This is a genomic window from Micrococcaceae bacterium Sec5.7, from assembly GCA_039636785.1.
Classification (GTDB): Bacteria; Actinomycetota; Actinomycetes; order Actinomycetales; family Micrococcaceae; genus Arthrobacter.
Genome location: CP144169.1, coordinates 147361 through 172558, shown reverse-complemented (window position 1 = coordinate 172558; position 25198 = coordinate 147361). Strand labels below are relative to the sequence as shown.

12 protein-coding genes and 2 pseudogenes are annotated in these 25198 nt (G+C 64.4%); all 14 read left to right on the top strand.

The window, feature by feature from the left end:
* The first annotated feature begins 53 nt into the window (after positions 1-53).
* Positions 54-980: a biotin--[acetyl-CoA-carboxylase] ligase gene (locus V3C33_00750; GenBank protein XAS67901.1), complete on the top strand. Its 927-nt coding sequence runs from the start codon at positions 54-56 to the stop codon at positions 978-980.
* Positions 973-1560: a PH domain-containing protein gene (locus V3C33_00745; GenBank protein XAS67900.1), complete on the top strand. Its 588-nt coding sequence runs from the start codon at positions 973-975 to the stop codon at positions 1558-1560. The genes V3C33_00750 and V3C33_00745 overlap by 8 nt, the downstream gene beginning before the upstream one ends.
* Positions 1550-2662: an adenylate/guanylate cyclase domain-containing protein gene (locus tag V3C33_00740; GenBank protein ID XAS67899.1), complete on the top strand. Its 1113-nt coding sequence runs from the start codon at positions 1550-1552 to the stop codon at positions 2660-2662. Before V3C33_00745 ends, V3C33_00740 begins: the two co-directional genes overlap by 11 nt.
* 125 nt (positions 2663-2787) lie before the next feature.
* Positions 2788-8906: pseudogene (locus V3C33_00735) on the top strand (Ig-like domain-containing protein).
* Between the two features lie 102 nt (positions 8907-9008).
* Positions 9009-9980: a MoxR family ATPase gene (locus V3C33_00730; GenBank protein XAS67898.1), complete on the top strand. Its 972-nt coding sequence runs from the start codon at positions 9009-9011 to the stop codon at positions 9978-9980.
* A gap of 56 nt (positions 9981-10036) precedes the next feature.
* On the top strand, positions 10037-11368 hold the full coding sequence (locus V3C33_00725; GenBank protein ID XAS67897.1) for a DUF58 domain-containing protein: 1332 nt from the start codon (positions 10037-10039) through the stop codon (positions 11366-11368).
* Positions 11365-13806: a transglutaminaseTgpA domain-containing protein gene (locus V3C33_00720; protein ID XAS67896.1), complete on the top strand. Its 2442-nt coding sequence runs from the start codon at positions 11365-11367 to the stop codon at positions 13804-13806. Before V3C33_00725 ends, V3C33_00720 begins: the two co-directional genes overlap by 4 nt.
* Positions 13796-13876: pseudogene (locus V3C33_00715) on the top strand (zinc-ribbon domain-containing protein). The gene V3C33_00720 and the pseudogene V3C33_00715 overlap by 11 nt, the downstream one beginning before the upstream one ends.
* 243 nt (positions 13877-14119) lie before the next feature.
* Positions 14120-15268, top strand: a complete 1149-nt coding sequence (locus V3C33_00710; GenBank protein ID XAS69602.1) for an RDD family protein — start codon at positions 14120-14122, stop codon at positions 15266-15268.
* A complete protein-coding gene (locus V3C33_00705) occupies positions 15265-16236 on the top strand; it encodes a protein phosphatase 2C domain-containing protein (protein ID XAS67895.1) in 972 nt (323 codons plus the stop codon). Before V3C33_00710 ends, V3C33_00705 begins: the two co-directional genes overlap by 4 nt.
* Positions 16223-18130, top strand: coding sequence for an FHA domain-containing protein (locus tag V3C33_00700; GenBank protein ID XAS67894.1), 1908 nt, complete (start codon positions 16223-16225; stop codon positions 18128-18130). Before V3C33_00705 ends, V3C33_00700 begins: the two co-directional genes overlap by 14 nt.
* Complete coding sequence (locus V3C33_00695; GenBank protein ID XAS67893.1) at positions 18127-19902, top strand: serine/threonine-protein kinase; 1776 nt, start codon at positions 18127-18129, stop codon at positions 19900-19902. Before V3C33_00700 ends, V3C33_00695 begins: the two co-directional genes overlap by 4 nt.
* Before the next feature lie 46 nt (positions 19903-19948).
* A complete protein-coding gene (locus V3C33_00690) occupies positions 19949-20653 on the top strand; it encodes a hypothetical protein (protein XAS67892.1) in 705 nt (234 codons plus the stop codon).
* Positions 20650-25095, top strand: a complete 4446-nt coding sequence (locus V3C33_00685) for an FtsK/SpoIIIE domain-containing protein (GenBank protein XAS67891.1) — start codon at positions 20650-20652, stop codon at positions 25093-25095. Before V3C33_00690 ends, V3C33_00685 begins: the two co-directional genes overlap by 4 nt.
* Positions 25096-25198 lie beyond the last annotated feature (103 nt).

Genomic DNA, 25198 nt, shown 5'->3' with positions numbered 1-25198 from the left:
GGGGGCAGGATTCAGCGGCGGCCATGGGGAGGGCAACTCGATAGGATTCAACTATGGATGCCGCACAAACACCCGCGAATGAAGCACCGGACCGCGAACCCCTCGACCGCGAAGCGCTCGCCGGCCAGGAGTTCCTGTCCGCGAACGGTATTTCACGGCTCACCGTGGTGGAATCCACCGGTTCCACAAACGCCGATCTGTTGCGGGCAGTCACTGTGGAACCCGCTGCCTGGCGTGACCTGGCAGTCCTGACGGCCGAGCACCAGACTGCTGCGCGCGGCCGGCTGGACCGGCAGTGGGAAGCCCCTGCCCGGAGCTCGGTGTCTGTCTCGATCGTGCTCCGGCCGGTTAACGCCGAGGGCCGGCCCCTCCCCACTCAGACCTATTCGTGGCTGTCGTTGCTGGCAGCGCTGGCCCTCCGCGAGACCCTCCTGGAGACGGCAGGAATCCCCGCCGACATCAAGTGGCCCAACGATGTCCTGGTCCGTGGCAGGAAAATCGCCGGAATCCTCGCCCAGCTGGGGCCGATGGGGGACGGATCAGTGCCGCCCGTGGTGTTAGGCACCGGGCTCAACGTCACAGTGACCTCCGCAGAGCTGCCCGTTCCAACCGCTACGTCAGTCCAGCTGGAAGAACCGGCCACCGTTGACCGAACGCTTCTGCTCAAGAGCTATCTCTCCCGTTTTGCCGCGCTGTACCGGAGTTTTTGCAACGCCGACGGCGATCCCACAGCCGGAATGGCAGGCGGACCCTCACTCCACAAGAGGGTAGAAGCCGTTATGGTGACGCTGGGCAAGCAGGTGCGCGCCCAGCTGCCCGGGGATCACGAGATCATCGGGCATGCTTCCCGGCTCGATGAGTACGGCTCGCTCCTGGTGGTTGACTCCGCGTCGCGGGAACACGTAGTGACTGCAGGTGACGTTGTTCATTTGAGGCCCTGGACGCCCCCAGGCAAGGGCAACGAAAGCGGCTATGCGTAAAGACCTCCTGCCGGGGGAGCAGGTCATTGTCGTCACCCGGCCGCAGCCCAGGAAGCTGATACTCCCGGCGGCGGCATTTATCCTGGCCCCTGCGTTTGCCGCGTTCGCCATTGCCTGGATCATCCGGGGAGAGCCTGCTCGGCTGCTCCCGGTGGTTACCGGGGAATGGACATTCTGGCTGGTCGCGGCGTGCGTCTTGGCTGCCGCATGGGTACTGTGTGGATATTGCCTGCCTCGGCTGCTCAAATGGCATGGCACCCGCTACATACTGACCAGCCGGAGGATTGTTGCCCGCTACGGCGTGCTGCGGCGCAGGGACCAGCAGGTATCGCTGGCATCGTTGCGTAACGTGGTGGTCAGCCAGTCGCTGCTTCAACGCATATTGCGTTCTGGGAATATATCCTTGGAAGCCTGGCATCAGGGCAGCACCGTGGTGCCTGACGTTCCGGAGGTCGCCACGTTCCGTAACTACTTACTTGACGCAATCGATGATCTCCCGGATGGTGAGGTTTTTGACGCCGACGAAATATCGGAAGCGCTGCCATGGGACTTGAGAGAAGGTGGAAGAGATGAACGCTGAGCAACCGGACCAGGAGCCTGCCGGCGTGACTGGTGCCGTCTCCCCTCCCACCGGCACCCTCTCCTCGGAAAGGATGGCCGCCAAAGCCCTCGAAACCCGTCTTCTGGGCGGTGAACGCAAGCTCCGCCGCCGTGAGGTGGCGGCCGGGGCCGGCCTGTCACTCCTGTCCGCCCGCAAACTCTGGCGCGCCCTTGGCTTTCCGAACCTCGGCGACGAAGACGTCGCCTTCACCGAGCGGGACCAGGCCGCGCTGTCTACGGTGGTTGACCTGGTGCGTTCCGGAAAGCTCACCGAAGAGGCGGCCATTTCCGTGACCCGCTCCATCGGTCAGATGACGGACCGCATGGTGGTCTGGCAGATCGAGGCGCTGGTTGAGGACATGGTCCATGAGCAGGGTGTCACCGATGCAGTGGCCCGCAAACGGCTGGTGAACGACCTCCCCGCGCTGGTGGACGCGCTTGAGGAAATGCTGGTCTATTCGTGGCGCCGGCAGCTGAACGCCGGTGTCCAGCGGCTTGCCCTCCGGGCAGAAGCAGGTCTGCAGGCCAGCGAAGAGGGACGTGAAGGGGACGAAGACGATGCCCCGCTGCCCCTGGCGCGGGCCGTGGGCTTCGCCGACCTCGTCTCCTATACCAGTCTGTCCAGACGGATGAATGAAAAGACCCTGGCCAGGCTGGTCCAGCGCTTCGAGAATAAGTGTGCCGAGATCATTTCCGTAGGCGGCGGACGCCTCGTGAAGACCGTGGGCGACGAAGTCCTCTACATCGCCGAAACCCCGGCGGCCGGCGCGGAGATCTCGCTCGCCCTTGCGCAGGCATTTACCGAGGATGAAATCCTGCCGGAGGCCCGTGTGGCCATGGTGTGGGGCAGGATCCTGTCCCGGCTGGGCGACATTTACGGCCCCACTGTGAATCTCGCCGCACGGCTGACAACGCTGGCTGATCCGGGAAGCGTGCTCGTGGATTCAATGACCGCGGCAGCACTCAACCAGGACGAGCGTTTTGTGCTCATTCCGCAAGAGCCTGAGAATGTCCGCGGCTTCGGCGAAATCCATCCTGTGGTGCTCGCCCGGGGAAGCGGCCGGGGCCTGATCCTGGACTGATTTCCGTCGGATCCTGCGGATGCGGGCGAGTCCGGCTGGTTTCTCCAGTTGATGGTCAAACACGATATAGTCAGACGTATCTGGCGGCATCCGGCCAGCGTCCGGCCGCGCCCGGCGAGTCCTATTTGGGGGAACACTGGCAATGAGAATTCCTGGCACCGCGCGTTCCAAGGGCCTGGACGTCCGACGGGCCCGCCGCCCGCGCTGGCTCGGCGGCACTGCGCTCCTCGCAGCCTGTACGGTTCTGGCCGCCGCCGCAGTCATTTATCCGGGGTTTAAGACCACTGAGGTGGAGTTGAACGACGGTGGTGTGTGGGTTGTGAGTAAGTCCAGGAATGCTGTGGGCCGGTTGAATTATCCGTCGCGTGTTCTTGATGGTGCGGTGACTCCGGCGGGTTCGGCTTTTGACGTTCTTCAGAGTGCGGGGGATGTGTTTGTTGATGATGAGGTTGGTTCGACGTTGAATCAGGTGTCTGCGCCGAATATGCGGTTGGGCGGGGAGAAGCAGCTGCCGGGTTCGGCGGAGGTGAGTTTCGGCTCGAAGGTCTTGTCGGTGACGGATCCGGGGCAGGGCAAGGTGTGGGCGTTGTCGCCGTCCACGGTGAATGGTTTTGATGAGGAAGCCAGTGAGCCGGTTTTTGTGGGGTCCCGGGGTCTGGTGTCGGCGGTGGGTGCTGATGACCGGATCTTTTCTGCTGATCCGGAGACCGGGCAGGTGACTGTTACGGCGGTGGATGCCGATGGTGGGGCGGTGTCCTCGGAGTCGGAGACGTGGGATGGGCTTAAGGGTGCCGGTGATCTGCAGCTTGCTGTGGTGGGGGATGAGCCGGTGGTTCTGGATGCTGCGGGTGGGGGGTTGTTTTTGCCTGGCGGGCGGCGCCTGCAGCTGGACAACGCGCGTGATGCGAAGTTGCAGCAGAGCAGCCCGGCTTCTGATGTGGTGGCCATTGCCACTCAGAAGGCTTTGTTGAAGCAGCCGTTGGATGGTTCGCCGGCGAAGACTGTGGTGTTTGGTGGTGAGGGTGTTCCGGCGGCGCCGGTGCAGCTGGGTGGGTGTATTCATGCGGCGTGGTCGGGGGCGAACAGGTATGTCCGGGATTGTGTCAATGATGCTGAGGATAAGAATGTTGCTGTGCCCAAGGCCAGTGCGGCGCCGAGTTATGTGTTCCGGGTTAACCGGGATCTGGTGGTTCTCAATGATGTGAATTCGGGCAATGTGTGGCTGGTGAACCAGAACATGCAGCTCGTCAACAACTGGGACGACGTCATCCCGCCCAAGAACGAATCCGATGAGCAGGACGAGGATTCAGCGGACAACAACACCGTCAACGTCCTGCCGGACCGCACCAAACCCAACCGGCCGCCGGAAACCAAACCGGACACCATTGGCGTCCGCCCTGGCCGGGCCACCGTCCTGAGCGTGCTGGACAATGACTCCGATCCTGACGGCGACGTCCTCACGGCCTCCGTCGGCAACCGGGGCCCCGAATCCGGCAGCCTTGAGAACATCTACGGCGGAACAGCCTTCCAGATCACGGTCCCGTCAGATGCACGGTCCGGCAGCGAAACCTTTGACTACAACGCCGCGGACGGGCGCGGGCTCTCTGCCACCGGAAAAATCACCCTGAATGTTGTTGGCCCGGACGAGAACAAGCCGCCGGCCTTCAAACGCGGTGACTCCACCACCATGCTGGTGGAGCAGGGAAGAACAGTCAGCCTGAACATTCTCACGGACTGGAGCGACCCCGACGGCGATGACCTCGTGCTGATGGATGCCAAAGCCGACAACGATCAGGACCATGTAAAGGTCCGCCGCGACGGCTTGCTGACTTTCCAGGACTCCGGGGCAACGGCCGGCAAGAAGGAGGTCACAGTGACCATCTGGGACGGGCGGGCAACCGTCACCGGAAAGGTGGTGGTGAACGTCCAGCCGCCGGGTGCGCTGGCGCCGGTGGTCAACGCCGATCACGTCACCGCCGTCGTCGGGCAGGATCTGGTGATCGCCCCCTTGACGAACGACGTCGATCCCAACGGCGGCGCGCTGCGTCTGGCCCAGGTGGAGGCCAACGGGCCGGCAGAGCTTGGCCCGGTGTCGGACGGCGGAGCGTTCAATTTCCGCAGTTCCACCGCAGGGCCTGTCTACCTGAGTTATATTGCGAGCAATGGCCCGCAAAGCAGCCAGGGCCTGATCCGCGTAGATGTTGAATCCGGAAAGGACACCGGAAATCCCGTGGCTGTCCATGATGTTGCCCTGATGCCGGTGGGCGGCAGCGTGCTGCTGGATCCGCTTGCCAACGACTCCGATCCTTCGGGAGGAGTACTGGTGCTCCAGTCGGTCAAACTGCCTGAGAACTCCACCGCTTCGGTCAGCATCATTGACCACAGCGTCCTGCGCATCACCGATGTTGTAGGGACCAAAGATCCGTTCCTCTTCCACTACAGCATGTCCAACGGCAAGAAGTCTGCCACCGGGAGCGTCTCCGTTGTCCCGGTCCCGGCTCCCGCTGTCGTCGAAGCACCACAGCCGAAACCGGACGAAGTAAACGTCCGCGTCAACGATGTGGTGACTATTCCGGTATTGGAGAATGACACTCATCCGCAGGGCGAAAAGCTAACTGTGGACCCCGTCCTGCCGCAGGCAGTGCCCGCAGAGGACGGCAGGAGCTTCGTGTCGGAGAACACCGTCCGTTTTATGGCCGGGCCCCAGCCGAAAACTGTCCGCGCCATCTACAACGCCGTGGATCCGCAGGGCCAGAAGAGCGCCGCAGCCGTCACCATTCACATCCTGCCGCTCGAAGGCGCCGAGAACTCACGTCCCCAGCCCCGGAACGTGACGGCACGTGTGGTTGCCGCCGGATCCGTGCGCATCCCCGTTCCGCTGGACGGAATTGATCCCGACGGCGACTCGGTCCAGCTGACGGGAATCGACGGTACGCCCAATATGGGCACCGCGACGGTCGGAAGTAACTTCATTGATTTCACCGCCGCCGGCGACGGCGCCGGGACGGATATGTTCCGGTATAAGGTGGTGGACCGCCAGGGTGCCGTGAACACCGGTAGCGTCACTGTGGGCATCGCGCCCAGGAATGAGGCCAACCAAAAGCCCACACCGGTGGATGACGAGGTGAACGTCCGCCCGGGACGCCAGATTGCCGTGGATGCGACGGGCAACGACACCGACCCCGACGGCGACCTGATCCGTATCCTTGCCGACGGCATCGAAGCCGATGCCGCGCTTAAGGCCACCGTCAGTAAGCAGAGCGGACGCATCATCCTACTCGCGCCCGGGGCTGAGGGCACAGTAAACGTCCGTTACACCATCGCCGATGACCGGGACGCGTCCGCGCAGGCCGCCATCAAGGTGCTGGTGGACAGCAACGTTCCGCTGCAGGCCCCGACCGCCCGCGATGACAGGGTGACGTCCGCCCAGACGCTCGGCAAGACTGCGGTTGATGTTCCCGTATTGAAGAACGATGAAGATCGCGACGGCGTGGGGGAGAACCTCAAAGTCACCAGCGAAGCCGAAACGGCGCGGCCGGGTACCGATGGAAACATGATTGTCGAGCTGACTGAGAAGCCCCAGCTGATCCCGTACACCGTGGAAGACGTCGACGGGCAAAAGTCCACCGCCGTCATCTGGGTGCCGGGGGCCGGCCAGCAGGTTCCCGCGCTGGCCAAAGACGAGGTCCTTGAGGTCATTGCCGGACACTCAGTCATGGCGGACCTGAATGAGTGGGTGAAGGTCCGTGAAGGTCGCAAGCCGCGCCTGACACAGACCGACCGCGTCAAGTTGATCGGTGATGACGGCGGCGATTCTGTTGCCGGCAACGGAACCGCGGTCAAGTATACGGCCGGCGTGCATTACGTTGGCCCGGGTTCGATCAGCTTCGAGGTGACCGACGGTTCCGGTCCGGATGATCCCGCCGGGCTGAAGTCCACATTGAGCATCCGCACCATGGTGCTGCCTGATCCGAACCGCAATAACCCGCCAACGCTGCTCGGCGGCACGGTGGACGTGCCCAAGGGGGACTCCGCCAGTGCCGAGCTCGGCAAACTCACGGCCGATCCTGACCGTGACGACGTCGGGAACATGAAATACGAGATCGTCGGCGGGAACCCGACCGGTTTCAACGCCACCATCGAAGGCAGGTCCCTGAAGGTCTCTGCCAATGACAGCAGCGCCGCCGGTACCGCCGGCGCCATCCAGGTCAAGGCCAAGGACCCCCGCGGGCTCGAGGCTACTGCAACATTCCAGTTGGCCGTCACAGCGTCCAACCGGCCAAAACCGGTAGCGAACGACGACCTCGAACCCAACGCGGCGGCAGGCAAGCCGGTCACCGTCAAGGTCCTGGCCAACGATTCGAATCCATTCCCTGAATCGGCACTGAAAATCATTGCCACGTCTGCGGAAACCGGGCAGGGCAGCGCCGCAGCGAGCGGCGATTCAGTCACCGTTACACCCGCCGCAGGCTTTACCGGCACCATGATTTTTTCCTACACGGTGGCGGACAAAACCGACGACCCTTCGCGGTACGCCACCGCCCGCATCCGCCTGACCGTCAGGGACAAGCCCCTGGCGCCCAACGCGCCGCAAGCGCAGAGCGTGGGGGACCGCACTGCGCTCCTCAATTGGTCAGCACCCGCCGACCGAGGATCAGCCATCACCAAGTACACGGTGTATGGCGAGGGCTATAGGCAGGACTGTCCGGCCAACGCCTGCACCCTGAACGGCCTGACCAACAACGCCAAGTACCAGTTCCAGGTCACGGCGACCAACGAATTTGGCGAATCCGAGCGTTCACCCGCCTCTGCCGAGGTCCGCCCGGACGTAAAGCCGGACACTCCGCTGCCCCCGGAACTGAAGTTCGGCGACAAGCAGCTGGCCGTAACCTGGGTGGCTCCGGCCAGCAAGGGTTCCCCGGCCAAGTCCTATGATCTTGAGATCTCGCCGGCTCCGGCCGGCCAGAATGCCCAGGTCCAAAAGCTGACGTCGGTGAGTTACGTGTGGAAGGGCCTCAGGAACGGCGTGGCCTACAAGATGCGGGTGCTGGCCCGCAACGATGCCAAGGATCCGTCCGAATGGAGTCCCTACTCTGCTGCGGAAGTTCCCGCCGCTGTGCCGGTTACGCCGGCAGCCCCTTCGGTCGCGGGCGCCGGGTCCGTGGGGCCCCAGAGCCAGCTCAAGGTCAGCTGGACACCTCCCAACAATAACGGCGACACCATTTCGCCCTACACGCTGACCACCCTGCGTGCAGGAGCTGTCGTAGCCACCCAGAAGATCCCGTACGGCACATCACAGAATGTCACGGTGGCCAACTCGGAGGCAGATTACCGCTTCACAGTCTCTGCCACCAATAAGGCAGGAACCAGCGGTACCAGCGCAGCGTCCGCACCCATCAGGGCGGCCGGAAAGCCGGGCTCTGTCAACAGTGGAACAGCGAAGGCGACCGGCAGCAGCGGGCAGCTGGCCGTGACATTTACCCAGCTCACCCAGGCGCAGCGCAACGGTTCGCAGTCCGACGAGATCCGATACAGCTACCGCACGTCCAGCGGACAGACCGGGAGTATCGCGGCAGGCGGAGGTAATATCAGCGGGCTCCCGAACGGTACCAACGTGACGATCAATATCATCGCCACGTCCATAAAGAACAACACCGCAGGCGATGCCAAGGCGATCGACTCGGCGGATCCCTACGGGCCGCCCAACGCGCCAAACGTTGCCGGCGGAAAGTCTGCGTCGGGTGATGGCGAAGTGCATTGGACCTGGAATAATCCGGCAAACAATGGCCGTGCGATACAGCGCTTCGAAGTCAGTTACGACGGCGGCGGCTGGATCAACGTTGGCTTGGCCAACCGGTATGACCGTTCCGGGGGTGGCTGGGACAAGGGGCACACACTGCGGGTCCGGGCTTTCACGGTGGTCTATGGCTCCGCCGGCAGTGCTTCTTCCACGACCGGAAACGATCCGACTCCGCCACCTCCGGCATCGCAGATGCAGGTGGACGCTGCGAGTACCCGGACCTGTCCCGGTAAACCCGGAGTGAGTGATCAGTACAATCCCGGACCGCCCAAGACCTGCGGCTCAGGCTGGGTGGAACGGTCCTGGGGCAAGCTCAACATTGACTGCACCAAGGACATCTACGGCAACGGCACCCCGTGGTACCGGCTTGCCGAGCGGAAGACCGGCTGGTACGTAAAGTCCACAACCGTGGACCTCTACGGACCAAGGCCCGGCGGCTGCTGACGCAAGTGCAATCACTTAGACTAATCGCTGGATGAAGCCGACGAACAGGCCCGCAGTCACACCCAAACAGGGAAACACCCAAAACGGAAGAGGATCCACCCCATGACAATGACGACTGAGCAGGCTGCCTGGTTCTCAGGAACATTTGAAAAGCTCGTTGCCAACGTCGGCCAGGCGGTGCTCGGCAAGGCCCACGTCATCCGGCTGACCTTCACCGCCATGCTTGCCGAAGGCCACGTGCTGTTCGAGGACGCCCCCGGCACCGGCAAAACATCGCTGGCCCGCTCGCTGGCGGCCACGGTGCAGGGCTCCAACAACCGCATCCAGTTCACCCCCGACCTCCTGCCTTCGGACGTCACAGGTGTGACCATTTATGATCAGAAAACGCAGAAGTTCGAGTTCCACAAGGGGCCCATCTTCAACAACATCGTTCTGGCTGACGAAATCAACCGTGCATCGCCGAAAACCCAGTCCGCCTTGCTTGAGGTGATGGAGGAATCACGCGTCACTGTTGACGGCGTCACCTACGAGGCCGGACGCCCGTTTATGGTGATGGCAACCCAGAACCCGATTGAGCAGGCAGGAACCTACCGGCTGCCTGAGGCCCAGCTGGACCGCTTTCTGATCAAGACCTCCATCGGCTACCCGGACCACGCTTCCACCGTGCAGATCCTCGGCGGTGCCAACATCAAGGACCGTTCCAAGGAACTGTCCCCCGTCATCACCACCCAGGCACTCGCGGACATGGCGGATCTTGCCGCCACGGCACACGTTGACACCGCCGTGCTTGAATACATTTCACGGCTCTGTGAGGAAACCCGCAACGCCCCGGAAACGCGGCTCGGGGTCTCCGTCCGCGGCGCACTTGCCATGGTCCGGGCAGCCAAGGTCTGGGCCGCAAGCCAGGGACGCAACTTCGTCCTGCCGGACGACGTCAAGGACCTTGCCGCCGTGGTCTGGACGCACCGCTTTGTGATGGACCCGGAGGCTGAATTCTCCGGCGCCACGCCAGAAGCCGTGCTCAACCGGGTGATGACCGACGTCGCCGCGCCACAGCAGCGCGCCGCGGTCTGACGGACTCCCCGCCCTCACCGGCAAGCTAAATCACCAGCGCGAACAAAGGCCCATATATGTCCAGCAACACTCCGTTGACCCGGCTTGCTGAACGACTGAGGCAGCCCTTTTTGCGGGATGGCAGGCCCACCCGCCTCCACCCCTTAGCAGTCTGGGCGGAGGCCGGCAGCACTGCCGGCGCGGCCCTGGCGCCTGCCTGGCGCGCAGTTCGCGGCCTGTGGCTCCGCTCTGTGTGGCCGGTGCTGTCCGTCGTCAGTGTCCTGGGCTGGTCCGTCCTCGGCGCCTCCATTCTGCTGTGGTCCGCCGGCCAGGCATACGGCTGGCAAGAGGCCAAGGCCGCTGCCATGGCCGCGTTTGTGCTGTTCCTCATTGCGGTCGGGTTCATCCTCGGCAGGTCCTCATACGGCGTGCTGCTCGACCTGGCCAGGACGCGGGTGGCTGTGGGTGACAGCGCCGTAGGAAGCATTGCAGTTTCCAACACCTCAGCACGGCCGCTGATGCCGGCCACCCTCGAACTTCCGGTGGGCTCCGCAACGGCGGTCTTCCACCTGCCGCGGATGAAGCCGCAGCAGGTCCACGAGGACCTCTTTACGATTCCTACGGCCAGGCGGGCCGTCATCGTGGTGGGCCCCGTCCGTTCCGTCCGCGCCGATCCGCTTCTTCTGTTGCGCCGGCAGGTCCTGTGGACCGAGCCGGAGGACCTGTACGTCCACCCCAAAACGGTGGCACTGGCCGGATCCGCGGCCGGCTTCATTCGTGACCTTGAGGGCATGCCCACTGCTGACCTTTCCAGCGCGGACGTGTCCTTCCACGCCCTGCGTGACTACGTGCCGGGCGATGACCGCCGACACATCCACTGGAAGACCACCGCCAGGACCAACAAGCTGATGGTGCGCCAGTTCGAAGAAACACGCCGTGCACACCTGGCAATCTCACTGTCAATCAACACGGACGAATATTCTTCCGAGCACGAGTTCGAGATGGCCATCTCGGCTGCCGCCTCCATTGGCCGCCAGGCCATTCGCGAACAACGTGAACTGGACGTCCTGACCCAGAAGGGACCCCTCCGCTGCGAAACCGGCCGCAACATGCTGGACGAAATGACCAGGATCGTTGGAGCCCCGATGCGCAAGACCGCCGTCGACCTTGCGCGGACGCTGGCCGACACGGTTCCCAACGCGTCTGTGGTTTTCTTCGTGGTGGGTAGCAACGTCACCCCCACACAACTTCGATCAGCGTCTGCTTCGGTGCCGCCGGGTGTCCGTTGCCTCGCAGTGCGGATGCAGGCGGGCGCCGCACCGGCCCGGGCGAACATCGCGGATCTGACCGTGCTGACCCTGGGCGATCTGTCCGATCTGGCCATTGTCCTGAGAAAGGCGGCCGCATGAGCTCTGCAACCGGCCTCCGCCCACGCCGGCAGCAGCCGAAAGCCGCGCAGTCCGGCTTCGCGGACGGCCACCAGGCCTGGCACTTCGCGCTCGACGCCGGTGCACTTACAGCGTTGCTCGGGCTGGGTGTCCTGGGATTCAGCCTCAGTTTCGGCGGTGACGCTTCCTACCTGATCGCCGGTTTCGGCGGCATCCTCCTTGGCCTTGCGATCGCGGCCTGCAACGTGTATTTCTCGCTTGGGCTGCTGATCACCACCGCCATGGCGCTGGGAGCCTACCTGATCTTCGGGACAGCACTGGCAGTGCCGGATGCAGCCATTGCCGGATTCATCCCCGGCCTTGACTCGCTGCGGACGCTATTGCTGGGCATCGTCTTTGCATGGAAGGACATGCTCACAGTAGGGGTGCCGGTGGGAACCGCGGGCGGCGTGCTTATTGTGCCGTTCCTCAGCTCGCTCATCACGGCACTGCTTGCCGGCCTGCTGATCTGGCGCCTGAAGAGTCCCTATTGGCCGCTGCTCCCGGTGCTGGTTCTGTTCGTCACGGGCATTGCGTTCAGCACAAACGCCGGATTCCTCACCGTGGGGCGGGGCATTGCCCTGACGGTGGTGGCCATCGCCTGGGCAACGTTCCGCCGGGACGCGCTTCGCCGCAGCGACGCCCGCAAGGTGTCCGTCAACCGGCCTCAGAGCGATGCCGCCACGGCGAACCGCGCGAAAATCCGCCGCCTTGCCACCGCTGCCGCCGTTATTGCGGCCAGCGTGGGGATCACGGCCGTGGCGTCGCCGCTGCTGACCACAAGTGATGACCGGAAGGTTCTTCGCAACGCCATCGTGCCCCCGTTCGATCCCAAGGACTACATCACACCGCTGGCGAGCTTCCGCAACTTCGTCAAGGACAAAAAGGACGACAACCTCTTTCTCGTCGAGGGGCTGCCCAAGGACGCGAGAGTCCGGCTGGCAGCACTCGACGCCTTCAACGGCACCAACTACAACATGGATCCGAACGGTTCCGGCAACTTCAGTAAGGTGGGTGATGCCAAATCGATCAATACGCTTGCCGACTCCGCGGGCATCGTGCCCACAAACGACTACACGCTTGACATCACGATCGAGGATTACCAAGGCTACTTCCTACCCGGCGGCCGGAAGACCACGGGCATCAGTTTCGGCCAGAACACTTCCGGTGCAGCTTCCGGGCTGTACTTCAACCCGGGAACCGATACCGCAGTCACCACAAAGGGCCTGTCCGGCGGAGACTCCTACAGCATCCAGGTTGCAGATCCTGCCAAGCTCGAACACGGCCAGCTGACCCAGTACGACTTCGCCAAGGTGACCCTGCCTGAAGCTGCCGAAGTTCCGCCGGTGGTGGGCTCGCAGGCCAACGATCTCTCTGCCGGCGCTCCCACCGCGATTGACCGCGTGAGGCAGATCGAGGCGCATTTCCAGAAGAAGGGGGCTTTCAGTAACGGGCTGGTCACTGAAGGGCAGCTGCCGAGTGTTTCCGGGCACGGATCATCACGCATCCGGAACCTGCTGACAGCCAAGCAGATGCTGGGCGACGACGAACAGTACGCTGTGGCCATGTCACTGATGCTGTGCCACCTGGGAATCCCGTCGCGGGTGGTGATGGGTTTCTACCCGGACCCCACGAGCCCGGAAAACGGGGCGGGTGAATTGCAGATCACGGGCAAAAACGTCCATGCCTGGGTGGAAGTGGCTTTCGACAGGGTTGGCTGGGTTTCCTTCGATCCCACACCGCCCAAGGACAACATCCCCATCCCGCCGGACCCTGAAAACAAGTCCAAGCCCAAACCCCAGGTCCTTCAGCCGCCGCCGCCGCCCCAGGAACCGGCGGACCTGCCGCCGGATTCCTCACCGGACGCGTTGGACGCGGATCAGAAGAAAAACAACCCGTGGCTGTTCTGGGGGCCGCTCCTCAGCGCCATCGGCATCGCACTGATCCCCCTCGGGATTCTGGCCCTGCCGTTGCTGCTCATCGCCCTGCTCAAGTCGCGGCGACGGAAAGCGCGCTTTGTGGACGGGCACCCGGCCCAGCGTGTGGGCGGAGGCTGGAACGAAGTGCTCAGCCTCGCCACCGACATGGGTGCCGGAGTGGACACCCGTGCCACGCGGCGTGAGAGCGCGGAGGTGGTTGCTGACGCGTTCCCGGAAACCCAGGCCACAACTACCATGCTGGCGAACCGGGCTGACGCCTCTATTTTCGGGGCCGGCCAGCCGAGCGAAGCGGAAGTGCAGGAGTACTGGACCATTGTGGACAGTTCGCTGAAGGAAATGACGGGAACTGCCGGATTCTGGCGCCGCCAGCAGGCGCGGTTCTCGCCCCGCTCCCTGCTTGCCGACGGCCGCAACGCGCTCAAGCTGCGCGGGACCCGCACCGTCCCGCCAGGAAGAACCACACGGAACCATGAGCGTTGACGCCGAGCGCTGCCAGCGCTGCCAGCAGCTGATCCGTCCGGGGGCGACTTTCTGCACCGCGTGTGGCGCCCCCCTCACTAACCGGGCGGCGCGAAGCATGCGCAACGTTGACCATGCGCAGAATGCCCTGATGGAACAGGCCGCGGCGCACGGAACCCAGATTCCCGGTAATATCCCGGTAATGCAGACGGATCCGGCCGCGACAGGTCAAGGGAGCGCCGATTCCGGCGCCGGCGACCCGGGTCACAGCTACCCCGGTCAAAGCCAGGCGGGCCACGGGCCTGCTGGGCGTGGTCAACGGGGAGGAACTCGAATGGCAGCCAATTCAGGGCTGGTTCCCGCAGCCGCAGGCAGACGCCTCGGTGCAGCAGTACTGGACTGGCTGGGGCCCCTTGTCGTCCTGGTGGCTATGTTTGCCGTCGGCTTCGCCGGCGTCACCCGCACCCGGAGCGGGGGCTTCATCGTTTATGACACGGGATCGCTGGTTCTCTTCGGCGGCATCGCCATCGGGCTGGTGCTGATCTACATGTCTGTCATTATGGGTCTGGAAGGCCGGTCCGGCAACACCATCGGGAACCAGCTCATGGGCATCCGCAGCGCGGACAATGACGGCTATGCGCCGGGCGCAGGCGGGGTTTTTGTACGCGGGATCGTAACCGGAGGGGGCATTCTGCTGGCCGTCATCGCCGCCATCTTTGTGGTCATTTTCAAATGGTTCGATCCTGCTCTATTCATTTTGGGACCGTTGGTGGTCATCGGCGCCGCGTGGGCTGTCGTGGTGGTGCTCTCCAATTCCTGGGATAAAAATGCCAAGCTGAGGGGCTGGCACGACGCCGCAGCCAAAACCCTGGTTTTCGATGTCAAGGCCGGCCGCAATCCCATAGCCACAGGTGGCATCCAGGGCCCGTACAGCTTCGCGCCGCTGGATCTTCCTCCTATACAGCAGGTTTCCTCTCCGGTCGCCGCCACACAGTCGCCGGCCGCCGCTCAGCAGTCAACTCCGCAGCCGCAACCAATCCCGAAGCCACAGGCCGTCCAGCCGCCGCAGGCAATCCCGCAGCCGCAGGCCCACCTGGACGATGACCACGACCGCACGCAGATGAGGGGCGGCGCCCAACAGCCTGCTCCGCTGGCTGTGCTGCGGATCAGGCTCGACGACGGACGGGACTTCCGGCTGGACCGGAACGTTCTCATCGGCCGGAATCCGAACGGTCACCCGGGGGAGCAGCAGGCGCAGTTGTTTGCAGTTGTGGATCCGGGCCGCTCCATCTCCAAAACGCACCTCCATCTCCTGACGGATGGCGCCGGAGTCTGGGTCACGGACCGGAATTCCACCAACGGCAGCGCTGTCACCACACCGGACGGCGTCCGCACGCCCCTGCGTGCCGGCGTGCCGGCGTTCGTCAGCCCAGGTTCCACCGTCCACTTCGGTGACCGCAACTTCCACTTAGGACAGGCATGAATTCCCAGCCCGCCGCTTCCTCTCCCACCACCGGCCGCGAGCCGGGACTCAGTCTGAGCTACGGCTATGGCACGGACCGAGGACTGCGACGGGAACTGAACGAGGACTCATTTATTGCCTCTGACCCGGTGTTTGCGGTGGCTGACGGCATGGGCGGCCATGAAGCGGGCGAAATTGCCAGCGGGATGTGCGTCCGTGCTCTGGCCGGAATGCCGCAGCTTGCCACGGGCGAGCGGACGGCCACGGCAGCTGTCCTTCAGCAGTATCTGATCCAGGCCGACGACAGCATCCGCAGGGCCGCCGGCGCACGGGCCGGCACCACACTCACCGGTGTGGTGGTGGTTGAACAGATGGGCATGCCGTATTGGCTGGTGATGAACATCGGAGATTCGCGGACGTACCGGCTGAGCCAGGGCCAGTTTGCGCAGGTCAGCGTGGACCACTCCGAAGTCCAGGAACTTGTGGACGCCGGCGAGATCACCCCGGAACAGGCTGCGGTCCACCCCCGCCGGCATGTGGTCACACGGGCACTGGGCACCGGCGACGAGACCGAGGCCGATTACTGGCTTCTGCCGGTGGAGGAAGGCGACCGGATCCTGGTCTGTTCGGACGGTCTCAACGCAGAACTCACTGATGACCACATGTTCCGCATCCTCAGCACAGTGGGCCACCCGCAGGACGCGGTGGATGCGCTGATCCAGGCGGCACTCCGCAACGGAGGCAGAGACAACGTCACTGTGATTGTGATTGACGCCAAGAACGTGATGAACGACGCCGGCGTTGCCACCACCGCACCGCGCGCCTCCTCTTCTGCTGAGGACGAGGGCACACTTCCGCGCACGGAAGTTCCGGATTTCCAGGACCTTGACTCCTCTGCCGCTGGCCCCGACGGGACAGATGCGGCAGAGAGCGACGAACCCGAATCAGGTTCCGCCGAAAGCGAGGACTCCGGTCATGGTCGCCAGTAACTACATTTCCGGCTCCTGGCTTGGAATTGTCCGATCACGGACTGCCGTGGTGCTGCGGGCGGATACTACGCCTGCCCTGGTGCAATCGCTCTGGGAGCTTCTGGAAACCGGGCCTGAAGTCCATGAAGTGCTCCATGCCGTGACCAGGAGTTTCGGGGTGTCGCTGGCAAAGGTCCCGCCGTTCGGAATCGTTGATTTCCAGGACTCGCTGGGTGTTTTCCTGCGCGGCGACATCGATCTGACGGTGCAGTTGCCCACTGGCCCGGTGGAGCTCAACGGCCGCGACGTTACGACCTGGACCGAACGGTGGCTCTTGGCCCCGGAGTGGTACAGCCTGACTGTGCCGGGCGAGGCCACCGGCAGTGTGGAGCTTCCGCTGAGTGAGGGGGTGGTGCTGCTCCAGGGGCTGAGGGTGGCCGTTGCGGGCGCCGGGAATGGTGCCCGCGGCCGTCCTTCCCCTGCGTCAGCTGAAGCAGGTGCCACGCCGGAAGCCGCCGCGGCCGTTTTCGCCGCCCCCTCACCTGCCCCCGCACCTGCAATCGCCCCTGGGCCTGCAACCATGGCAGCGTCCGCTGCGCTGCCGTCACAACCGCCTCCTGCTGTTGTGCCGCCGTCGAAAATTACCGGTACGGAGGATCCGCAGGAAGCAGAGGATCCACCGGAATCAGCCAGCGCAGGTACCGCAGGATCCGGGGACGGTTCCGCACCTGAACCTTCGGCCGAGGAAGTGCCCGCTGAAGTTTCAACGGCTGCCGGTTCGGACGGCACTGTCACGGATGAACCGGCCACGGATGAACCGGTCGCGGAAAGCACCGAGCACGGCGCCTCCGCAGAGACAGTGATGGGCGTCAGCGACGACGACGCCCATCCGGACTTGGGCCGGCCAGCCCGCGCAGCTGTTCCGGCCAACGAGCATACGGGGACGTACGACCACCTGTGGGAAAAAACCGTAGTGCGCAGCATCGAGGACGCCGCTGTGCGTGATGAACCCGAAAACGGCGGCGGGCACGGCTCCGCCGGACAGCAGCCTGTTGCTGGAGAAGCCGGAGAGGCCGGCTCCGCCGGATCTGACAGCGACGGCCCCGATCCGGGTCGGGCGTCGGAAGACGCCGGCGCATCCTTGCCGCAGACACCTCCCCTCCCCGTTCAGGAAGCCGCCGCGCGGCCCCCGGCCAGCGTAGAGCTGATCGACTCGGTTCCCTGGCATTCAGGCGGGGATAACCCGCCCCGGCCAGGGACGCCGTCGTCCTTCAACGCCACTCCGGCCACTCCGGCCCCTCCGGTGGCGGGACTTCCCATGCCCCGCCGGCAGAACCAGCCCGGACGGCCAGTCGACAACGACGGCGACCACGACGGCCAGACCATCATGAAAAGCGATCTGGCCGGCACGGCCGCCCATCAGGCACGGCTCCCGGCTCCGGATTCGGAGGCAGCCTGCCCGCTGGTTCTGGCCCGGGTATGTGCCCAGGGCCATGCCAACCCGTCCACGAATTCACGGTGCTTCAGCTGCCGGATGCCATTGCCGGCCGACGCAGTGCAGGTTCCGCGGCCCCGGCTGGGGCGGGTGCGCCTGTCCACCGGCGAGGTTGTGGATCTTGACCAGTCTCTGGTGATCGGACGGCAGCCGTCGGTGTCCAGGGTCCAGGGCGGTGTGATGCCCAGGCTCGTCCAGGTGGCGAGCCCCAGCGGCGACATTTCGCGCTCGCACGTGGAGGTACGCCTTGAGGGGTGGCACGTGATGCTGTGCGATCTGAAGGCAACCAACGGCACAGTCCTGGTCCGGGAAGGCCAGCAGCCCCGTCGCCTGGCGCAAAATGAAATGGCGATCCTCCTGGACGGCGATATTGCGGAACTGGGCGATGACATTTCGCTGCGTTTTGAGGAGATCCTTTGAGCTCCAAGCGCCCAGTTGCGCCGCCGCCGCATATACCTGGCTTTAGCTACATCAGCCTGCTGGGCTCCGGCGGGTTCTCCGACGTCTACCTTTACGAACAGGACCGTCCGCGCCGAAAAGTGGCCGTTAAGGTTCTGCTTTCGGACCTGAAGACCGAGGGTGCCCGGCGCCGCTTCGAGTCCGAAGCCAACCTGATGGCCCAGCTGTCCTCCCACCCGTATATCGTGACCATCTTCGAAGCCGAAGTCACTGAGGGCGGCCACTCCTACCTCGCCATGGAATACTGCTCGCGCCCGAGCCTGGACGTCCGGTACCGCCGGCAGCGCTTCAGCGTGGATGAAGTCCTGGCCGTCGGCATCCAGGTGGCGTCCGCCGTCGAAACCGCCCACCGGGCCGGCATCGCGCACCGCGACATCAAACCGGCCAACATCCTGGTCACCGACTACAACCGCCCTGCCCTGACTGATTTCGGCATTTCCGGAACCCTGGGCAGCGACGCCGATGAAGACGCCGGGATGTCCATCCCGTGGTCACCGCCTGAACAGTTCCGCGACGGAAACGTTGACGGCGTCATGGTGGACGTGTGGGCTCTCGGCGCGACGCTCTACACCCTGCTGGCCGGCCGCTCACCGTTCGTCATGCCTGGCGCAGATAACTCCCAACGCGAGCTGATATCCCGGATCACCGGCATGCCCGTTCCGAGGCTGGGCCGCGCAGACGTTCCCGAGTCGCTCGAGCTGACGCTTTCGACGGCGATGGCGAAGTCCGCGGCGTCCAGATATTCCTCCGCCCACGCCTTTGCCCTTGCCCTGCAGCGGATTCAGGCCGAGCTGAACCTTTCGGTGACTCCCTTTGAGGTGCTCGAAGAGCAGCACCACGACGAAAGCCACCCCGACGACGGCTGTGAAGAGACCCGTGTCCGGAGCATCGCCTCCATCGATCCGGAAAGCACCGGCAGCGCGCCGACCTTTCCCGCGAGAACGCGTCCACTGGCTGGCCAACCGGCACCGGCCGCCTCCCCCCGCGCCCCGCAACGGTCCCAGGTCTCTGCGCCACGGCTTTTCGGCGGACAGGTTCCCGGGAGTCCCGGGCGAAGCAATGAAGCAAACGCAGGTCAAGGAGATGACTGGGCGCAGGCCACCATGCTGCGCAGCAGGGGCGGCACGGCTGCACCGGAAACGGCCAACGAGGATGCGACCATTCAGCATTCCGGCCCGGCGCCAACCGATCTCAACGTGCAGGCAGGGCTGCGCGCCCCGTCGGGGCAGGATCCGGATCTTGCGGCCACCGTCAACCGTCCGGCTCTTCCGGGGGAGTGCGAGGAGGAACTTCCCGCCGACCACGGGAAGCGCAACCTGTGGATGGCCATTTCCGGCGGCGCACTGCTGGTCCTCGCCGTGATCGTGGGAGTTGTGGTGGCAACCTCCGCCCCTGAACCGAAGGTCCTGCCATCGGATGTGATCAGCAAGGCACCGGCCGACGCGCTGGACAACGGCACCGTGCCGGACGTGACGAAACTGGTCGGAGTTGCGGGGTCTTCGGGCAGGGTGCGGTTCAGCTGGACCAATCCGCAACCGAAGGACGGCGACACGTACAAGTGGCGGGTGAAAACGGTCAGGGGCGGCGGGGACTACGCACCGGCGTCCGCTCCGCAGGCGGATGTCAGCGCCAACCCGGACGAGGCTACCTGCATTCAGGTGATCATCGTCAGATCCGATGGTTCGGCCTCTCCGGAAGGGGAGGATTCCATCGAGTGTGTGGACGCGAAATAACCCACGCAAGTGAAAGCAATCATTGCCCTAAGAGGAGGCACGGAAAATGGGGGATCTAGCAGTAGATTTCTGTGGCGAGTGGTACGAACCATCGGATGAGGACGTCTTCAGCATCGGGCGGGAGGGCGATCTTGAAGTGGATGACAATCCGTACCTCCACCGCCGGTTCCTGCACATCGCCCGCTACGACGGCATCTGGTGGCTCAGCAATGTGGGCAGCATGCTGTCGGCGACCGTGGCTGACGGTTCCGGCGGTATGCAGGCCTGGCTTTCGCCGGGCGCCAGAATACCGCTGGTGTTCAGCCACACCAACATCGTCTTCACCGCCGGGCCAACCACCTACGAGTTTGCGGTCCATCTGAAGACGCCGTCTTTCCGCCAGGAGGCCCGCGACGACGACAGCAACGGTGAGACCACCATTGGCCCGGTGGTATTCACGGACTCCCAGAAGGCATTGATCGTTGCGCTGTCCGAGCCCATGCTGCGCCGCGACGGCACCGGTTTCAGCGCCATTCCGTCTTCGGCAGCGGCCGCGAAGTCCCTGGGGTGGGCTCTTACCCGATTCAACAGAAAGCTGGACAACGTGTGCGACAAGCTGGACCGGGTTGGCGTGGTGGGCCTCCGGGGCGGTGGCGGAAAGCTCGCCACGAACAGGCGCGCGAGACTCGTGGAACATTCCGTGACGTCCCATCTGGTGACTGCCGATGACCTGTACCTGCTCGAAAAGATGAGAGGGGTCGAGGAAGGGTGAGAATCCGACTGACCCTGCGCCGGGACCCGGGCGAAGCCAAAGATCTCGCCGTGACCGTTGACGGCCGGGCAACCGTGGCAGACATCGCCACACAGCTCTGGGCAGCTGACCCGGAACGGCGGGGCACGCCGGCACCGGCCAACCTCTCGCTCAGCATTGACGAGGCCTTTGTGGCCGGCGGCATGAAGGGCAACATCCTGACCCGTACGGACAATCTGCTGGAATCAGGCCTCAGGCCTGGTTCCATTGTTTCGTTGACCCGGGTCAGCGAGCACTTCGCGGCACCCGGAGCCAACCGAGGACCCGCGGCAGCCACCCTGCGGATTCTCTCCGGACCCGACGTCGGCCAGGAATTTTCGCTGCCATCCGGCACCAGCTACATCGGCCGGGACCGGGACGTGGACGTCAGGCTTTCGGATCCGATGACCTCCAAGCGGCACGCCCGAATCACGGTGGGCGAGACCGTGGAGATCGTGGACACAAACTCTGCCAACGGCCTCCTGATGGACGGATTCCCGGTCACCCGGGCCACACTGGACTCCTCGGACACCGTGACGTTGGGCGACACCACGGTCACGGTGGTGCCGCTGGCCCGCAACCAGGCGGCAGCACCGACGTCGCCCCTGGTCGATTTCAACCGCTCGCCGCGGGTGGTTCCCCGGTTCGAGCCCGGAAAGCGCGTGGTGCCGGCCGGACCCAAGCGGCAGGATCATCAGCCGTTCCCCTACATCATGCTGATTGTGCCGTTGCTGATGGGCGGCATTGTGTTCGCCTTTACAAGCAACCTCCTTTCGGTGGTGTTCATGATGATGATGCCGCTGTTCATTGTGGGCCATTACATGGATCACAAGATGCAAGGCAAGCGCGAGCGCAAGGGGCAGCTGAAGCAATTCCGCGAATCCATGGCGGCGTTCAGGCAGGACATCACCGAACTGCAGCATGTGGAGCGCGCCGTCCGGCTCCAGGAGGCGCCGTCTGTCAGCGACACGGTGGACGCGATCTACAAACTGGGGCCGCTGCTGTGGACGCACCGGCCCGAGCACACCGGTTTCCTGGGGCTGAGGTTCGGACTCGGCACAGCGCCGACGCGCATTCCCCTTGAAGAGTCCAACAGCAACGACACCGAAGCGGAATACACGCGGGAAATCCAGGACTGCCTGAAGCAGTTCCAGGAGCTCGAGGGTGTGCCCGTTGTCTCGCAGCTGCGGACGGCAGGCTCGTTCGGCCTGGCAGGTTCCCGCGGGCTCGTTGATGACGTGGCCCGCGGCGTGGTGCTCCAGTTGGTGGGCCTTCACTCGCCTGCCGAAGTTGTGGTGGCCGCCATTACTTCCGCCCGGTCGAAAGAGCGCTGGAACTGGCTCCAGTGGCTTCCCCATGTTGGCTCCGGCCATAGTCCGCTCAGCGGTGACCACCTGGCGGCAGGCTCCGCCAGCGGCTCAACACTGCTGGCGCGGCTTGAAGACCTGGTAGATACCCGTGAGTCCGCGGTCAAAGCGTCCCATCCGGCACCGCGGCCCGGAATCCATCCGGATAAAGCGGAAGTGCCCGGACCCGTGTTGCCTGCCGTGCTGGTCATCGTGGAGGACGACGCCCCGGTGGACCGCGGGCGGCTCACCAAACTGGTGGAGCGGGGACCGGACTCGGGAGTCCACGTGATGTGGGTGGCTACGAGTGTGCAGGCGCTTCCGGCGGCATGCCGCGATTTCATGGCGGTCGACGGCGATCACGGCACCACTACGGGCCACGTCCGGCTGGGGCGACACACCTACCCGGTGAGCTGTGAGAGTCTCGACGCTGAACTGGCCGCCCAACTGGCCCGCATGCTGGCGCCGGTGGTGGATGTCGGCAAGCCGGTGGATGATGACTCCGACCTCCCGCGTGCCGTGTCCTATGCCACCCTCATCGGCAAGGATTTCATGGACAGCCCGCAGGCTGTTGCGGACCGCTGGAAAGAGAACAACTCTGTCCGCTCCACCGCCGTCGCGAACCGGAAGGACAACGGCACCCTGCGTGCGCTCGTTGGTTCCAAGGGCATCGAGCCGCTGTATCTGGACCTGAAAAACGAGGGCCCACACGCGCTGGTGGGCGGTACCACCGGTGCCGGAAAGTCCGAGTTCCTGCAGTCCTGGGTGATGGGCATGGCCGCGGCCTACAGCCCGGACCGGGTGAGCTTCCTGTTTGTGGACTACAAGGGCGGGGCAGCCTTCGCCGACTGCCTGCACCTGCCCCACACCGTGGGTCTGGTCACGGACCTGTCGCAGCACCTGGTCCGCCGCGCCCTGACCTCGCTCCGTGCTGAGCTGCACTTCCGGGAGCACCTGCTGAACCGGAAGAAAGCCAAGGATCTTCTGGGCCTGCAGCGTGAGGCCGACCCCGAGGCACCGCCGTACCTGATCATCGTTGTGGACGAGTTCGCGGCCCTGGCCACCGAGGTCCCGGAATTCGTGGACGGTGTTGTGGACGTTGCCGCCCGGGGCCGGTCACTGGGCCTGCATCTGATCCTGGCCACGCAGCGGCCGGCCGGTGTCATCAAGGAAAGCCTGCGGGCCAACACCAACCTCCGGGTGGCCTTGCGGATGGCCGATGAAGACGACTCGAGCGACATCCTCGGGGTGCCGGATGCGGCCTACTTTGATCCGTCGATTCCAGGCCGTGGAGCAGCCAAAACAGGCCCCGGCCGGATCCAAGGCTTCCAGACCGGCTACGCCGGCGGCTGGACCACGGAAAAACCCCAGCGGCCGCAGATCGACATCGTGGAGATGGCCTTCGCCTCGGGCCCGAGCTGGCATGCTCCGGCGCCTGAGAACAAAGTGAAGGAAGAACCGGCAGGTCCAAACGACATCGCCCGGATGACTGCCAACATCATCAGGGCCGCTACAATGCTCTCGATCGAACCGCCACGGAAACCATGGCTGAACGAACTGGCCACGACCTACGATTTCTCCAAGCTGCCCAACCCGCGCTCCGATGAACGGCTCCTTCTGGGGGTCGCGGACGACCCCGCACACCAGGACCAGCCCACGGTCTTCTACGAACCGGACAAAGTCGGCAACATGGCCATCTACGGAACGGGAGGCTCCGGGAAATCGGCTGCACTTCGCGGAATTGCCATTGCGGCGGCGGTCACGCCCCGCGGTGGTCCGGTGCACGTGTATGGAATCGACTGTGGTTCCTCGGGCCTGAAAATGCTAGACGAGCTGCCGCACGTGGGAGAGATTATCAACGGCGACGACGTCGAAAGGGTGGGGCGGCTCCTGCGCTGGCTGCGCGAGGTGGCCGACGACCGTTCCGCGCGGTTTGCCCAGGTCAGGGCTTCCACCATTGTGGAATACCGGAAGCTGGCCAACCGGCCGGAAGAAAAACGAATATTCGTCCTGGTGGACGGCATGTCAGCCTTCCGTGAAGCCTACGAATACAGCCGCCTGTCGGCCCTGTGGGATATCTTCCTGCAACTCGCCACGGACGGGCGTCCCCTTGGCATCCACCTGGTAGTCACCGGTGACCGCCCCAACTCTGTCCCGGCGTCGTTACTGGCCTCCATCCAGCGGCGGCTGGTGCTGCGCCTGTCCTCCGAGGACGATTACATGTCCATGGACGTCCCCAAAGACATCCTGGGCCAGAGCTCACCTCCAGGACGCGGGCTCCTGGGCAGCCATGAGGTGCAGATTGCAGTCCTGGGCGGCAACTCCAACCTCGCGCTGCAGGCCCGTGAAGTCCACAAGCTGAGCGAAGCCATGCTGCGCCAGGGTGTGGAAAAGGCCCCGCGGATCGAGCGGCTGCCGGACCAGGTGGCCCTGGATATTCTTCCCCCGGGCAGCATGGATCTCCCGGTCATCGGCGTGGACGACGAAACACTCCAGCCGGCCGACATCATGGCAAAGGGCCCATTGCTGCTGGCGGGACCGCCGGGCGCCGGACGAACCGTGGCCTTGGTGACCATGGCCTACGCGCTCCGCCGCTCCAACCCGGACACAAAACTGATCTACCTCGGCTCGCGCCGGTCCGCTGTGGCGTCCCTTCGGATCTGGACCCGCTCCATAGCGGGTCCGGACGACGTCGAGGAAGCCATCGACGAGCTGGTCGACCACTCCTCGGCGAACCCGGGCAAGCTGGGCATCTTCATTGAGGGCCTGACTGAATTCACCGACACCGGTGCGGAGTCCGGGGTGGAACGCCTGGTGACAACGTCCATCAAGGCTGACCAATGGGTGATCGGTGAGTCCGAGACCTCCACCTGGTCCTCGGCATGGTCACTCGCACAACCGTTCAAATCGGGGCGCCGGGGCCTCCTGATCAACCCGGGCGATATTGACGGCGACAGCCTCTTGAACACCTCACTGGGACGGATCAGTACCGACTTCATCCCGGGCCGCGGCTACATTGTGGGTCGTGGGAAGGTCCGGAAGCTGCAGATCGCTCTCCCCCCGGAAAACCGGAACTGAGCATCCTTCGGTGACACCATGGCGGACCCCGAAAGCGCCTGTTGGGTGAAGATGGGCAGTGCATGGGGAGCGGTGCCCATCGACAGAGTTTCGGCGCCGGGAT

Coding starts and splice junctions, on each gene's coding strand:
- V3C33_00720 (XAS67896.1), top strand. CDS start 11,365: ATGAGCTCTGCAACCGGCCTCCGCCCACGCCGGCAGCAGCCGAAAGCC.
- V3C33_00705 (XAS67895.1), top strand. CDS start 15,265: ATGAATTCCCAGCCCGCCGCTTCCTCTCCCACCACCGGCCGCGAGCCG.
- V3C33_00745 (XAS67900.1), top strand. CDS start 973: ATGCGTAAAGACCTCCTGCCGGGGGAGCAGGTCATTGTCGTCACCCGG.
- V3C33_00710 (XAS69602.1), top strand. CDS start 14,120: ATGGCAGCCAATTCAGGGCTGGTTCCCGCAGCCGCAGGCAGACGCCTC.
- V3C33_00700 (XAS67894.1), top strand. CDS start 16,223: ATGGTCGCCAGTAACTACATTTCCGGCTCCTGGCTTGGAATTGTCCGA.
- V3C33_00730 (XAS67898.1), top strand. CDS start 9,009: ATGACAATGACGACTGAGCAGGCTGCCTGGTTCTCAGGAACATTTGAA.
- V3C33_00750 (XAS67901.1), top strand. CDS start 54: ATGGATGCCGCACAAACACCCGCGAATGAAGCACCGGACCGCGAACCC.
- V3C33_00740 (XAS67899.1), top strand. CDS start 1,550: ATGAACGCTGAGCAACCGGACCAGGAGCCTGCCGGCGTGACTGGTGCC.
- V3C33_00690 (XAS67892.1), top strand. CDS start 19,949: ATGGGGGATCTAGCAGTAGATTTCTGTGGCGAGTGGTACGAACCATCG.
- V3C33_00725 (XAS67897.1), top strand. CDS start 10,037: ATGTCCAGCAACACTCCGTTGACCCGGCTTGCTGAACGACTGAGGCAG.